Source organism: Pandoraea faecigallinarum, assembly GCF_001029105.3.
In the GTDB taxonomy this organism is placed as follows: Bacteria; Pseudomonadota; Gammaproteobacteria; order Burkholderiales; family Burkholderiaceae; genus Pandoraea; species Pandoraea faecigallinarum.
Map to the genome: position 1 here is coordinate 194235 of NZ_CP011807.3, position 13584 is coordinate 207818.

The window sequence follows — 13584 nt, forward strand, 5'->3', positions numbered from 1 at the left end:
GAGGCGCTCAAATGGAGAACAACACTTCCAGACGCGGATCGTGACGATACAGCCGCTGCCACGGATACCAGTCGGAGCGCATGCGCCGCCAGGCGTCGCGTGCCGCGCAGATGCCGTGCGTATGCAGAATCAGCGGCAGCAGACCGGCGCGCACCTGACGGCAGTCGATCTCCGCGAGCAATTGTTCGGCCGCACGCCGGGCGGGCATGCCGCCGCGCGCGAGTTCCACGTAATGACGGTTGACCCGCAACAGACCGGCATCGTCACCCGTCTCGCGTACGGCGCGCACGAGGGCTTCGGCTTGCTCATGACGACATTGATACGACAGCATGATCGCCAACGCGCTGGTGAGTACGGGATGATGCTGGCCGAGCCGTTGCAGGTTCTCGCGTGCCACGGCGATGGCCTCGTCGGTACGGCGGTCGTGGAAGATCGCCCACGTCTTGAGAATGGCCGCCGCGATGAAGCTCGGATCGTGTTCCAGCGCAATATCGAGCGCCATCTCGGCCGCCTTGGCTTCGCCTTTGAGAATGCAGTGCCAGGCGTGGTGATAGCGCACGTAGGGGTTGGACGGCGCCGACCAGAGCGCCCGGTCGAAGAGGATGTTCGCCACGCTGGATTCGAACTTCATGCTGTGCAGAATCGCCAGCAGACTCACGGCATGCGGGTCGCGCGGTGCGAGTGCAAGGGCGGCCTCGACGGCGGCGCGTGCGCCGTGCAACGCCGCTTTCTGATCGAACAGGCCGAGGTGCGCGAGTGCCAGATAGCATTCGGCCTGACCGCAATATGGCGCGGTACGCGATGCCCCTTCGCCCGCGCATTGGTGAAACAGTTGCAACGACTGCCGCAGACTCGACGGCGTGTGCTGCTGAAGTTTGAAGCGTGCGTGCAGGAACGTGGTGGCGGAGTCGAAAGAGTCGAACGAATGCGAGAGATGCACGGACGCCGTGAGTCCCGGCACATGCTTTGTGACGATGTCGGTGATGCGGATCTCGATCGGCAGCGTGTTGTCGGTATCGCTCAGGACAAAGTCCTCGCTGAAGATCAACTGGTGACCTTCCGAGCTGACCAGTTCGATGCGCAGCCGGTCGGGTTCGATGGCGTGGCCCGTCACGTAGAAGTCGGGCGCGAAACGTTCGACGAAGGTGGCAATGTCGTGGCATTCGAGCACGGTGCGGGTGATCGACGCCGGCAGCACGCGCAGCCCGTAAGCGGTGTATTCGAAGAATCGCGTCACCAGCCGGTCGTGCAGCATGAGCGTTTGCGCTGCACTCGGCAGGCGAAACGGCATGATCGCGAGCGTACATAACGCCGCCGCGCGCGCGGCCCCCGACACGATGGCCACCGAGCGGCGAATCCGGTAGCCGGTGCCGTACACCGTCTCCACGATGCGGTCGGACTTCTTTTCCCGCAGCACGCGCCGTATCGCATAGATGCACCGCGTGAGGGATTCTTCGCTCACATCCTGATGCGGCCACACAAGCGAGAGCAGCTTGTCCTTGCTGACGTTCTCACCCGCCGCTTCGAGCAACGTGCGCAATACCGCCACTTCCTTCGGCGGCAGACTGATCTGCCGGTCTCCCTGCTTGAGTACCCCGTTCGCGTCCAACGAAAAATCGTCGAACAGATAGATTTTTCCGTTCTGCGGCGAGCTGATCTGATTCACGTGCCGAGTCTCCTGCCAGCAAGCCCTGCTCGACGCGAGCGACGACGACTGCCGGCTTGCCCCGTCGCAAGCGGAAGACGTGTGAGACATACGTGCGCTGAATCATCGCCGCGGGGGCACCGGCGAAATCATGTTCCTCAAAGCGAGGAGACTATGCGAGGAACTAACGTTTCCGGGGGGATGAACATAAACAATTGGGCCGATTCCCTGTGAATTTGGGCCGGTGCCTCCCATCGCTATCCCGTACGTGGGCGAAAGATGAAATGCACTCGCGGGCCAAGACCGGGATGATGGCCGCAAGCAAGACATGTTCCTGAACGCCCACAACCTATAAGAAATCATGGACGGAGCCCCCGAATGTGGCAGGTCGATTTCGTCGTCAGCGCTTCGCAGACACGCGGCTTCGCGCCCGTTGGCCGGCGCGGCGCACGCGGCGCCGGCGCAGACATCGCTAGCACGGATTTGCGCGGCGATGCGCGAGCGTTGGGAAATCGACGCAACGCTGCGTCGCGAAATGGTCTTCTTCGAAGCGCGCGACCTGGACACATGCGTAATCCGTCAGACGGTGGGCACCCATATCGAGCGCCGCATGGCCGATGCCGGCGAGGACGCCGCCGCTCGCGCCCTGGCGATGAATCTCTCGCTTTGCCGGCAGGGATTCGCGTTCGGTGTGCGGCGCGGCGTGCTGGTGCTGCATCGCTACGTCGCGCCGTGGGAGTCCTTCGAGGCGTGCATGACGGCGGTGAGGGATTTTCTCGTCGTCTCGGAGCGCATCAAGCGGGCGGTGATACCGTCATGAGCCACGCCATCCTCGACCTGCTCGGCGCGGCGCTTCCCCGGACGGTGGGCGCGTTCGTGCAGGCGCGCTGCGCACCGGGGTCCGTCCCGTTCTGGCTGCTCGAATACTCGGATGGCCATCTGACGTTCATCGTCTCGAGCGCCGGTGCGATGCTGGCCGACGTGCATTTCGGCGAACGAACGCCGGTGTGCGAATTCTGGATGTGCAGTCCGGCACTGTTCGAATCGCGACGGGTGTTGCTGATGTACGGAAGCGCCGTGCGGGGCACGCGCGGCGACATCGTGGCCTGTGTGGAAATGTTCCTGCATCACGCAGGCAGTGGCGTATTGCCGAAAATCTAATGGGGGAGAAAATCCTATGGCAGAAGTGACTCAGTTGGGGCCTGGCGTACAGAACACGCGCGCGATGGCTGCATCGACGCCGGTCGATATTTCGCAAAACGAACGCGATGCGCGCATCGGCAACGACGACAGCCTGTTTCAGGGCAACTGCGACAGCGACGACCTGAGCGCCACGCGAACCCGGCGCGACGCCGTCATCCCGCCGCTGTCGCAACGCGATACGCGCACGGCCGTGGCCGCGTTGTGGAACGTCTTTCAGGAAAGCCGCACGGCGTTGGGGCTGCCCGACAAGGGGAGGAAGTACAACGATCTGAAACGGGACGTCGAGCGCTTTCTGGAGCGGCCCGGCCGCACCGTGACGGGCCGCGACGACCTGATGCAGGCGAAAAACCTGTTCGGCAAGCTGGCGCGGGGATTGAAGCATCACGAAAGGAAGGACGGTGAGAACGTCAAGAATTTCCGGCGTGCCGTGGACACGGCACTCGGTCTGGAGTGGCAGTTCAAGGCCAGCGCCGACGAATGTATCAAGCGCAAACTCGATCGCGCGCTCTCGGACCGGCTGGCGGACATGAAGCCGGGGGCGACGACCGCGTTCAGGGTCAAAGGCGGCGCGGGCGTCGACGTGGTCCCCGGCGTGGGGGTGAACGCCAGTGTGACGCACGATTCGAATTTGTCGATCACGCCGACCGAATGGCTGGTCGATGCCACGGGAAAGAAACTCACCCTGTCTGCCGGGGCGGATGTCATCGACTTCATCGAGACGGAGTTGTCGCTCAGTGCATCGTCTTCGCGCGCCGAGATCTACGGTTCGCTTTCGGACTACGTGGCCAGCGAGAGTCACAAATACAGGACGTGGATTCGGCACGGGCCTGTCGCGCTCATTGCCAGGATCCGGCATCTGTTCATGATCTCGTCGTCTTACGAGTCCGGTCGTGCCCGCGCCGATTTCAGCCGCGATTGCCTCGAAGATCACCTGGTCGAACTCTGCGGCATGAGCATCGATATTCAGCGGCACGGGCCGACGACGCGACCGGTCGAGCGGCACGACACGCTGGCCGGCGAAGTGAAGGGCAAGGCCGCCGCAGACTTCGGCGTGACGGCCGGCGTCAGCGCTGCCGGGCGCAGGATGGTCACGGTCAAGCGCGCGCGTCACGACATTCTGACGATCGCCGATATGCGTCCGGCGTGGGCGCGGCAGTTGCTCGCCGACAAGCCGCTCGTGTGCAGCCCGCTCACCCTTCTGGAGGCGATACGCTCGCACCTCAAGACGTCGAGCGCCGAAATCACGGCCGAACTGATGGCGAAGAAGCGGGGTAACGCGCTCAGGGATATGGAAGAACGCGCCCAGTTTCTGCTCGAACAGTTCGCGCTGCTCAAACTCGACGGCGATCTGCATCCCGAGATCGAAGCGGTCCTGATGGACCTCTTTCGCGATCGCGAACGCATTCTTCGTCCTCAATCGCTCGCCACGCACGAACTGAGTTGCCGTCAGACCAAATGGGAGGCGGAACTTGCCGCGGTCGCCGGGGTGCCGCTGGTGTTTCCGAACGGCGTCAATGCCACGGTGACCTACGAACACGTGACGGAAGACGAAGATCCGTACTACCGTGGCCATTTTCTTAACGTGGAGGTCGCCGGCATTGTCGCGGTGGCCGGTGCGGTGGCGGGTGCGCTCGACGCCGTGGGCGTCTCGGCCGGCGGCCAATGGGGTGTCGCTGAGATTCGGACGGCGCTCGCGGCGCTCGGTTTCGACTACAGCGCGGGGGTGATGACGTCGATGCGCTTCAAACTCAAGGAAGACGGCGTGGCGCTGATGCACTCGGTCCGTGGTATCACGACGAGTACGCTGGGATTTGATCGCAAGTTGCCCACGCCGGTGTCGGTGCTCGCCGGGCTGGCGTGGAACAGCAACACGGCGGACAAGCTGACCATCGGCAGCGAGTGTCTCGATTTGCTGGCACCCATGATGCGCATGCGCTACGCCAATCCTCAGTTTGGCGGTGAAGACTGGTGGAGGGAGTTTTCGACGCTGCACAAGGCGGAACTCGACGAGATGTATTTCCGCATCGCCGACGCCGTGCCGCACAGCACGCTGGAAGCCGACCTCGAACGCGTGGTGCGCGAGGTGCCCGCCACCCGGCCGCTATTGAATGCACTCCGGAATGCGGCGGCGCAGTTCTCGGACGAGACGACGCCCCGTAATCGCGCGGCGACGAACGACGCGATGGCGGCGTTCATGCTGGCGTACGTCGAAGGCGGCTACGGGGACGAGGTCGGCGCCAAATGGCAACCGACGGTGGGCGCAAAGCGCAGCGCGCAGCCGGCGCCTTCCGGCCCCCCCGCAGCCCCCGCAGCCCCCGCTCCTCCCGTCGAGGAAGCGTTGGCGGCCTGATCCATCCGGAGCGAAACGCGAAGGCGCGCAACGTGACCGCGCCTTCGCGTTTGCCTCACTTGTTCCCTGTGCCATCGTCCGGCTCGGGCTTTGGCGGCTTGGGAGGAATCAGAATCGGCGGAATACCGATCGTGGATTTTGCGTTGGATGTTCTCACGGCATTGGGCAGCGGATTCAGGTGTTGGGGCGCTCGGCGCGCGTGGCGGTGTTGGCGGCATCGCGCGCGGGCGCGCCCATGTGGGCGTGCGCCGGCGACGAGGCCGGGCCGGCAGCCGGTCGGTTTGCCGCTACGCGCGCGTTGATCGCCATGATTTTCGCTCTGGCCAGATCGATCGCCGCATCGGTCACATGGGCCGGTTCGAAGCGGAACGACGCCAGATACGCGATGCTCGCCGGCGTCGGGCTTCCGGGGGACGCGCCACGTTCGGCATGCGGGCCCCGGTTGGATTCGGGATCCCTGCGCACTGTCCGGATCAAGCGGGACAATTGCACGCTCGCGAGCGTGGCACGAACGTGGGCGACGAACTTATCCCATGGTTTGAGTCTGCGCGGCGAGGGGCTGTCGTCCGCGCGAACGAATTGCTGAACCCTCGCGCCGTCCACCGGCACGAGCGTGATGCTCTGGCCGCCGTACGAGACGCGCTCGTTGGGCTTCGCCTGCGCGATATTGGTGTGTTCTGAATAATTCATGTGATGGGTCGGAGGCGCCGCCACCGTATTCGTAAAAATTGCCTTGGACATTGAAATCCCTGCTGCACCGTAACGCGGTCCTAGTTTGCGGACGGCAACGCCTGCGCGACGTCGAGCAATTCGCCGAAGGCGTCGGCGAGCGTGGCGCGATCCTGCCCCGCGAGAGGCATCTTCATCCAGCAGTTGAGCGTTCCGTTGTCGTTGAGTGAGAACACCGGCTGACGGAAGTTCGCGCGCAGACGGTTGGCCGACAGCGCGGCCATCAGCGAGTCGGTCGACGGCGTTTCGTTGAACTCGGCCAGCATGAACCATGAGGCGTGGTCGATCGCGCCGAAGTGCACTGACATGCGCTCCTCGACGTCCAGACTCACGACCTCCTGATCCGGCGCCGGGTCGAACGCGAAAAATCCGATGTGGTGCAGCAACTCACCGACAACGTTGTGAAAAGTGTGCAGATCTTGCATCGTGGAAGGTCCTCGATAGAGAAGGGGAGGCGATCTCGCTGTCGTGAGCGTCGAGCGGACCGGACGCCGGCGAGGGCTCGGGCGCATCGAGCGCATCGGGGTTTTCGGCCGAGCGAGCGACCGGACGGCGATTGCGCGCGCGTGCGAGGCGAGCAAGCTCCTGATGTTGACGAAAGGTCGGGTCGAATTTCGTCGACCCGATACGAATGTCGCGCAGCACTTTCTCGAGCGTCGTGCTGCCACGCTCAAGCAAGGCGGTGGCTGCGAGCCACATGCCGAGCCGCGCGATGCGGTGTGTCGATTGCACGACGGTCGGATGCGGTGGCGGGCACAGCATTTCTGTTTGGTAAAAATCCTGACGTCGCAAAGACTGCACAGGCGACGTGGCTTTCAGGCGTTCCGCGGCATGATGCAGATGCGAGAGAGCGTCGGCACGAACGATGGTCTCGCCGTCGTCCGCCCATGCCTGAAGTGCCGGAAAGGTCACGACAGTGGCCCCCTGAGTGATCGAGACGATGCAGGTGCGCAGATGTGTGCCGCGATAGCCGCACTCGCTCTGTGTCAGTACGTAAGCGGTAAAGCCGATGTCGCCGAAGCGACGGCCCTGTGACGACAGCAATGGATATGCCGCGTTTCGGGCAAGCAGCTCGTCGTCCGACGCCAGTGTGACGAGTACGGCCGGCGGCGCGCTCAACCAGCGTCGCAAATAGCGTTCGATGTCGGGCGCGCGCGGCGGCTCGCGGCGCACGGCCAGCGTGCGGTTCGCGTGCGAGAGCGTTTGCGAATCGCGTGGCGACTTCTCGTCCGGCATCGCGATGGTCCCGACGTCGCATTCCTGAGCGGCATCGTGGGTTTGCATGGCACGGGTGACTCGCTTGTAGCGCCGGGATGCCAGCGTCGTGGCGCGTCCGAAGGCAGGCGTCACATTGACTGGGGACGACATGGCAAATCTCCTATATGCGATTGCGTCGTGTGTTGGGGAATGGGCGAGCGGGTGACGTCATGGCGAACGCGTCCCGCCCGAAAAACGGCTAGCGGTGCATCAGCAACGGCTTTCGCAGGTCGTCTGCGAACGCGCCGATGACGTCGAGCTGGTGATTGGTGCCAACGAGTTGCGGGGCGCCGCTTAACCGGATGTCAGTGACGATTTCCTCCACGCTGAGATGTTCGTGGTTGCCGTGCGACATGGCGAGCGCCGTAACCAGTACCCCTGCGATGCCTTCCGGGTCGTCGAAGACGATGACCGGGCATCCGGCAGGCGGCATGCCCGCACCGCTCGCGCCGTTTGTGTTGCCGGTGCTCCCCACGCCGCCCACGCCGCCCACGCCGCCCGGATCGTCCGGCAGGGGCATCTGCCGCAACGCGTTCTCGATGAACTGCAACGTCTGCGTCACGTACAGCCGGTCGGACGAGATGTCCGGCGCCTGCCGGTAAGGCGCATGCAGCACCGAGAAAGTGACCTCGGTCTGCGCCGAGCGAAGCGACGTGCAGTACATGCTGAAGTCGGTCACGAAGGTCGCGGCCGTACTGGTCGTGACGTGACGCCGGCGCAGACGGATGGCGCCATCGTGCCGCTCGGCGCCGTGCGGCTCGCACTGAGGCGTGACGTGCACGACCACCGCAGGGCGTAGCCGCATCAGCAGCGCGAGGAAGGCTTCGATGGCACCGTCTTGCGGTGTCTGGCAGAGCACCGCGAGCGGTTGCCGGTCGACGAGAATGACGCTTGCAGGAAGCAGCGCGCCGTCGTGCCCGCGCAAGGCCGTCTGGCGTGCGACCCAGAGCTTGGACTCGCGGCTCGTCGGCAATTCGCGGTGGTAGTGATCGCGGTACGACGCATTGCGCTCCGTGATCAGCTTGTAATGTCCGACGACGTTCTGCGCGGAACCCATGCGTTGTTTGAGTTCGCACAGCGCGTCTTGCGGCCGGCTGCGCTCGAAGAGGTCGATGACGCACGCCTCCGGGTTGCCGCGCCAGTCGAGTTGACGCCGGATGCCTTGCAGGACCCGGTGCCTGACGTCTGCCGACGCGTTACGCAGCAACCAGACGATGACGAAGGGCTGGTCGAGCCGCATGGAGCGAACCCCCGGGCGCGACGATTCCGGCCCTCGGGCCGGTGAGGCCGGATGCGACGCGAGCGCCATGTCACGCGCGCGGCGCCACAAATGCGGGTGCCGGAAGGCACTCCATCCGATGAGCAGAACGAGATAGCCGTCGCGGGTGACACCGACTGTCGCGCGGGCCGGATCGACGGCGTGCTGGCAGATCAGACGATGGAGCTGTTCGGCTTCCTGATTGGTCATGGTGGCGGCGTTGATCTGGGTATGGATCGATGCCATGCGTTGAAATGCCTCCCGAATCCGGAACGTTCGAGAGGCAATGGTCAGGTCCGGGGCAGGAAGCCGCTTGCAGGTTTGGCTCATCGTATACGCCGGGTGCCCCACGGGACGCTGCCGCCGGCGCCGGGCAATGGGCGAAGGCCCTTCGGCGCCCCGGCGCTCCCGGCGCTCCCGGCGCGCCGATGCGACGCTGCCAACGCGCATAGGCGTACAGGCGTACAGGCGCACAGGCGTACAGGCGTACGAACCGAAGGCGCGAGCGGCCACGCGCCATACGCGCGGCCGTCGACGCGGGACCTAACGGTCCCGATTGGTCAGCAGGGTACGAATCAACGCAGACGTGCCGGGGCCGGCACGCGTCAGATCATCGATGAACGCCGGATGCGCGCGGGTGCGGGGCGCCGCTTGCGGGGCGCCCGACGCGAATGTGCGGGGCGGTTTCGGCGGCGGCACGGTTCGCGGTTTCGGTATCGGCGCTGGCTGCACCACGGCGTCGGGCATTGGGTCCGGTCCGCCTTGCGCGTGTCCGAAATCGCCATGGATGCCCGAGTCCGTGTCGGAGTCGGGCGTTGGCGCGACGTTCGCGGCCTCAGCGCCCGCGCTGCCGGGCCGCAACCTTACCAGTTCGGCGATCTCCATGGGTGGCCGCGTTGTCATCGGTACGGGCGGCTGCGAAGCCGGCGACGACAATCCCAATTTCGTTCGCGCCTTTGCGATGACGCTCCTGTACGGCGAACCCGATGAACGCTCCGCCGCAGGCCGGCCGGCGACGTCTGCCAATGTGTTCGACGTCCGCATTCGCTTGATGAGCGTGTCGACGGCCTGCGTGCCCATTCGGAGATCCTTGAATTTGAGCGTCGAGAGAAGCGACGGTCTGGCCCCGGAAGACAAGCCGTTGGCCTTCATGAACTTGTCGGCGCGGTGGCATTGCCGCAGGTGCAAGAGGAATTCCTTTCCCTTGAAGACGACGAGCTGACCGCGATCGTTGATGCCGATACGGCCCTTCTCGATGTAGGCGCCGCTCTCCGGCGTGTGCAACCTGTCGAGTGTCGCGAACGAATTTTGCGCCACTGATTGCAATGAAATACTCATGGTCATAGCGATGATTCTCCTTCCATTGACTCCGTCGGACCCGATGCGCCTCGTCCTTCGGCATCGAGGTCAACCGCTGGAGCAACGCCGTCCGGGTGAGCGCAGGTGCTCATCGCGAAGCGTCTTCCCCGGTGTCGTGCATCACGCCTGCCGGACTACGTCTCGCGCGCGAGGCCACAAACTCGGCGTATGCACACGGGTTTCGATCAAGCCTCGTTTGTATCGGATCGAGACTAGGCAGAATCCTATGTTTCGCTCATGGAAATCGAGGAGTACCTCGTCTGAATGCAAAAACGGCAGGGCGATGGCCCTGCCGTTATGCTGGCGTTGCGTGCGCAAAGCGGTGTGTTCGGCGGCTAACTCTGCATCAGCCGCTTCTCGCGCGCCACGCTCATCAGAATGCCGACGCCGAGGCCGAGCGTCACCAGTGCGGTGCCCCCGTAGCTCATGAACGGTAGCGGCACGCCGACCACCGGCAAAATACCGCTCACCATGCCCATGTTCACGAAGGCGTAAGTGAAGAAGATCATCGTGACGGCGCCCGCAAGCAACCGGCCGAACAGCGTCGCACCGCTTGCGGCGATCATCAGCCCGCGTGCGACGAGCAGCAGATACAGCACGATCAGCACGCCCTCGCCGATCAGACCGAATTCTTCCGCGAACACGGCGAAGATGAAGTCGGTGTGCTTTTCCGGAATGAATTCGAGGTGAGCCTGCGTGCCCTTGAGCCACCCCTTGCCGGTCGTGCCGCCCGAGCCGATGGCGATGACCGACTGGATCGTGTGGAAGCCCTTGCCGAGCGGGTCGGACGTGGGGTCGAGCAGCGTGCATACACGGTGCTTCTGGTAGTCGTGCAGGATGTGCCATTCGACATCCGGCTGACAGATCTTGTCTTCGAGTGCGAGGATCGTGCCGATGCCGACCACCCCGGCGATCAGTACCGGAAGAATCAGCTTCCACGACAAGCCGGCCAGATAGATGACGTAGAGACCGGCAGCGGCCACGAGCAGGCCTGTGCCCAGATCGGGCTGCTTCGCGATCAGACCGACGGGTACGCCGAGCAGGGCGAGGGCGGCCAGATAGTCGAACCAGCGAATGTTGCCTTCGCGCTTCTGGAAGTACCACGCGAGCATGAGCGGCATGGCGATCTTCATGATTTCGGACGGCTGGATCACCATGCCGACGTTAAGCCACCGCTTCGCCCCCTTCTTCGTCAGGCCGAACATCGCCACCGCAATGAGCAGCGCGACGCCCGCCGTATAGAGCGGGACCGCGAACTTCATCAGGGTCTGTGTCGGCAACATGGCCAGCACCCACATCAGGACGAACGTGAGCACGATGTTGCGAATCTGGTCTTCCACGCGTCCCGGCACGTCGATGCTGGCGCTGTAGAGCGTGACCAGCCCCACGCACAGCAGCAGGAACACGATCAGCGCGAGCGGCTTGTCGAAGGCGGCGAACAGGCGCTTGACCTGTTCTTTCCACGTATGTTTGTCGAGCGCCATCATGGCGTTTCTCCTTGCGCGCCCTTCGCCTTGTGCGTGCTCTGCTCCTGAGCACGGATGGCGGCGCGATGGCGGGCTTCGTCGGCGACGGTCGGGCTGATGATGGCCGGTTTGTTCGGGGGCGGCGCCGGCTTCTGTGTTTCCGGCGCGGTGGCAGCGGACGCCTTGCCGTTCGGCGAACGTGCAGCGCCCGTCACAGCCGTGGCCGCCGATGCCCCGGGAGCCACGCGGGAGACCGCCATCGTGGCCGTGGTGGCCGTCGCCAGGCGGTCCAGTTCGGCGGCGCTGGCAGGCGGCGCATCCGGCGCAGCAGAGACCGCCGCCGCGCTCGCCCCCGAAGCCGCAGCCTGCAATGCCGCCGCTTCGGCGGCGCGCTCCTTCGGCTCGGTGATGAGGTAATAATCGAGCAGGCTGCGCGCGACCGGGCCGGCCTGCGCGCCCCCCCAACCGGCGTTCTCGACGATCAGCGCAAGCGCGATCTTCGGATCGTCGGCCGGCGCGAAGGCGATGAACAGCGCGTGGTCGCGCTTGAACTCGGGAATCGCGTTGTGGTTGTACTTTTCGTTCTTGCCGAGCGAGTACACCTGCGCCGTGCCGGTCTTGCCGCCTGCTTCATACGGGGCCCCGGCGAACGCCTGACGCCCCGTCCCTTCCTTGATGACGCCGACCATCGCGCGTTTCACGAAGTCGATGTCCGCCTGCTTGTACGGCAGACGCGCGCTCTCGTGCGGCACGGTGAGCTGGCGCGAGTGCGAGACCGGGTCTTCGACAGCCTTCACCAGGTGTGGCTTCATCACCACGCCGTTGTTGGCCAGCGTGGCCGTTGCGTGCGCGAGTTGCAGGATCGTGAACGAGTTGTAGCCCTGACCGATCCCCAGGCTGATCGTCTCGCCGTCGTACCACTTCTGCTGCGCCGGCTTCTTGTAGGCTTTGCGCTTCCATTCGGTCGACGGCAGAATGCCGCGCGCCTCGCCTTCGATGTCGATGCCCGTCAACTGACCGAAACCGAGCGGCGCCATGAAATCGTGGATGGCGTTCACGCCGAGGTCGTGCGCGAGCATGTAGTAATACGTGTCGTTCGAAACCACGATCGAGCGGTACATGTCGATCCAGCCCTGACCGTTACGCACGTCGTTGCGGAAGGTATGGTTGCCCAGCGTAAACGAGCCCGTATCCTGGAAACCCCAGTTCGTCGTGCGCTTGCCGAGTTCGAGGGCGGCGAGCGCCATGAACGGCTTGTACGTCGAGCCGATCGGGTAAGTGCCGCGCAGAGGGCGATTGAGCAGCGGCCGGTCGGGCGAGTTGTTCAGGGCGTCCCAGTTCTGCTGGTCGATGCCTTCGACGAACAGGTTCGGGTCGAAACTCGGCGCGGACACGAAGGCCAGGACGTCGCCCGTTTTCGGTTCGATGGCGACGACCGCGCCACGGCGTCCCGCAAAGGCTTGCTCGGCCACCTGCTGGAGCTTGATGTCGATGGACAACACCAAATTGTCGCCCGGCGTCGCCGGCGTGCGCGAGATCGTGCGCACCGGACGCCCCCCGGCCGTCACTTCGATTTCCTCGAAACCGGTGATGCCGTGGAGCTGCGTCTCGTAACTCTGCTCCACGCCGATCTTGCCAATGTAGTCGGTGCCTTTGTAGTTGTTCACATCGCGGCGGATGTCGTACTTCGCGCTGTCGCTGTCGTTTTCTTCGCTCATCGCGTCGATTCGCTGACGGTCGCGTTGCGAAATCCGGCCAATGTAGCCGATCACATGCGCCGCCGTCTCGCCGAGCGGGTATTGCCGGAACAGACGCGCGTGCACGTCCACGCCAGGGAAGCGGAATCGTTGCGCGGTGAAGCGGGCGACTTCCTCGTCGGTCAGCCGGGTGCGGATCGGCAGGCTCTCGAAGCTCTTGCTGTCGTCCATCAGCTTCTTGAAGCGGGCGCGGTCGCGCGGCGTGATTTCGATCACGTCTGACAGGTCGGTGACAAGGTCTTCGAGCGGACGACCGATCTTCGACGGCGTGATTTCCAGCGTGTAAGCGGAATAATTGCGTGCCAGCACCACGCCGTTGCGGTCCATGATGACGCCACGGTTGGGCACGATCGGCGCCAGCGACACGCGGTTCTCGTCGGCTTGCAGGGCGTACTGGTTATGACGGAAGACTTGCAGATAGACGAAACGCACCGCGAGCAGGCTGAAGCAGATCAGCACGAAAAGCGCGGCCGCCGTTACCCGCAGGTGGAACGTCTGTAGTTGTTGCTGGGGATTCTTGAACTCGGTCATGCTTGGCGGGGCTCGTGGGTGCGAACTGG

11 protein-coding genes are annotated in these 13584 nt (G+C 64.3%); 3 read left to right on the forward strand and 8 right to left on the reverse strand.

The genetic code is table 11. The features are described from left to right. Positions 1-7: 7 nt before the first annotated feature. Complete coding sequence (locus AB870_RS00830) at positions 8-1666, reverse strand: winged helix-turn-helix domain-containing protein (protein WP_053059517.1); 1659 nt, start codon at positions 1664-1666, stop codon at positions 8-10. 472 nt (positions 1667-2138) lie between these two features. On the opposite strand from AB870_RS00830, the gene AB870_RS00835 reads away from it, so the two are divergent. Genes AB870_RS00835 through AB870_RS00845 form a run of 3 tightly spaced genes read left to right on the forward strand, consistent with a single transcriptional unit; the run spans position 2139 to position 5198 of the window. Continuing rightward, complete coding sequence (locus AB870_RS00835) at positions 2139-2465, forward strand: hypothetical protein (RefSeq protein WP_071386819.1); 327 nt, start codon at positions 2139-2141, stop codon at positions 2463-2465. Beyond that, complete coding sequence (locus tag AB870_RS00840) at positions 2462-2806, forward strand: hypothetical protein (RefSeq protein ID WP_047906561.1); 345 nt, start codon at positions 2462-2464, stop codon at positions 2804-2806. The genes AB870_RS00835 and AB870_RS00840 overlap by 4 nt, the downstream gene beginning before the upstream one ends. 16 nt (positions 2807-2822) lie before the next feature. After that, the gene (locus AB870_RS00845; protein ID WP_047906562.1) at positions 2823-5198 is read left to right on the forward strand and encodes a hypothetical protein; all 2376 of its coding nucleotides are present in this window, start codon (positions 2823-2825) and stop codon (positions 5196-5198) included. Between the two features lie 174 nt (positions 5199-5372). On the opposite strand, the gene AB870_RS00850 is transcribed toward AB870_RS00845, so the two are convergent. The 7 genes from AB870_RS00850 to mrdA all read right to left on the reverse strand — a co-directional run bounded on the left by AB870_RS00850 (position 5373) and on the right by mrdA (position 13555). After that, positions 5373-5888 (reverse strand): hypothetical protein, encoded by a 516-nt coding sequence (locus AB870_RS00850; protein ID WP_071386820.1) that lies wholly within the window; start codon positions 5886-5888, stop codon positions 5373-5375. A gap of 80 nt (positions 5889-5968) precedes the next feature. Then, the gene (locus tag AB870_RS00855) at positions 5969-6352 is read right to left on the reverse strand and encodes a CesT family type III secretion system chaperone (protein WP_167362663.1); all 384 of its coding nucleotides are present in this window, start codon (positions 6350-6352) and stop codon (positions 5969-5971) included. After that, positions 6315-7295: a hypothetical protein gene (locus AB870_RS26720; protein WP_047906565.1), complete on the reverse strand. Its 981-nt coding sequence runs from the start codon at positions 7293-7295 to the stop codon at positions 6315-6317. The genes AB870_RS00855 and AB870_RS26720 overlap by 38 nt, the downstream gene beginning before the upstream one ends. Positions 7296-7383: 88 nt before the next feature. Further along, the gene (locus AB870_RS00865) at positions 7384-8688 is read right to left on the reverse strand and encodes a protein-tyrosine phosphatase family protein (protein WP_047906566.1); all 1305 of its coding nucleotides are present in this window, start codon (positions 8686-8688) and stop codon (positions 7384-7386) included. A 297-nt stretch (positions 8689-8985) separates the two neighbouring features. Beyond that, entirely contained in the window at positions 8986-9786 is an 801-nt protein-coding gene (locus AB870_RS00870) for a hypothetical protein (RefSeq protein WP_071386821.1), read from the reverse strand. 350 nt (positions 9787-10136) lie between these two features. Then, entirely contained in the window at positions 10137-11285 is a 1149-nt protein-coding gene (gene rodA / locus AB870_RS00875; RefSeq protein ID WP_047908638.1) for a rod shape-determining protein RodA, read from the reverse strand. Then, entirely contained in the window at positions 11285-13555 is a 2271-nt protein-coding gene (gene mrdA / locus AB870_RS00880) for a penicillin-binding protein 2 (RefSeq protein ID WP_084663196.1), read from the reverse strand. The genes rodA and mrdA overlap by 1 nt, the downstream gene beginning before the upstream one ends. Positions 13556-13584 lie beyond the last annotated feature (29 nt).

Coding starts and splice junctions, on each gene's coding strand:
- mrdA (WP_084663196.1), bottom strand. CDS start 13,555: ATGACCGAGTTCAAGAATCCCCAGCAACAACTACAGACGTTCCACCTG.
- AB870_RS00845 (WP_047906562.1), top strand. CDS start 2,823: ATGGCAGAAGTGACTCAGTTGGGGCCTGGCGTACAGAACACGCGCGCG.
- rodA (WP_047908638.1), bottom strand. CDS start 11,285: ATGGCGCTCGACAAACATACGTGGAAAGAACAGGTCAAGCGCCTGTTC.
- AB870_RS00855 (WP_167362663.1), bottom strand. CDS start 6,352: ATGCAAGATCTGCACACTTTTCACAACGTTGTCGGTGAGTTGCTGCAC.
- AB870_RS26720 (WP_047906565.1), bottom strand. CDS start 7,295: ATGTCGTCCCCAGTCAATGTGACGCCTGCCTTCGGACGCGCCACGACG.
- AB870_RS00835 (WP_071386819.1), top strand. CDS start 2,139: ATGCGCGAGCGTTGGGAAATCGACGCAACGCTGCGTCGCGAAATGGTC.
- AB870_RS00870 (WP_071386821.1), bottom strand. CDS start 9,786: ATGACCATGAGTATTTCATTGCAATCAGTGGCGCAAAATTCGTTCGCG.
- AB870_RS00840 (WP_047906561.1), top strand. CDS start 2,462: ATGAGCCACGCCATCCTCGACCTGCTCGGCGCGGCGCTTCCCCGGACG.
- AB870_RS00850 (WP_071386820.1), bottom strand. CDS start 5,888: ATGAATTATTCAGAACACACCAATATCGCGCAGGCGAAGCCCAACGAG.
- AB870_RS00865 (WP_047906566.1), bottom strand. CDS start 8,688: ATGGCATCGATCCATACCCAGATCAACGCCGCCACCATGACCAATCAG.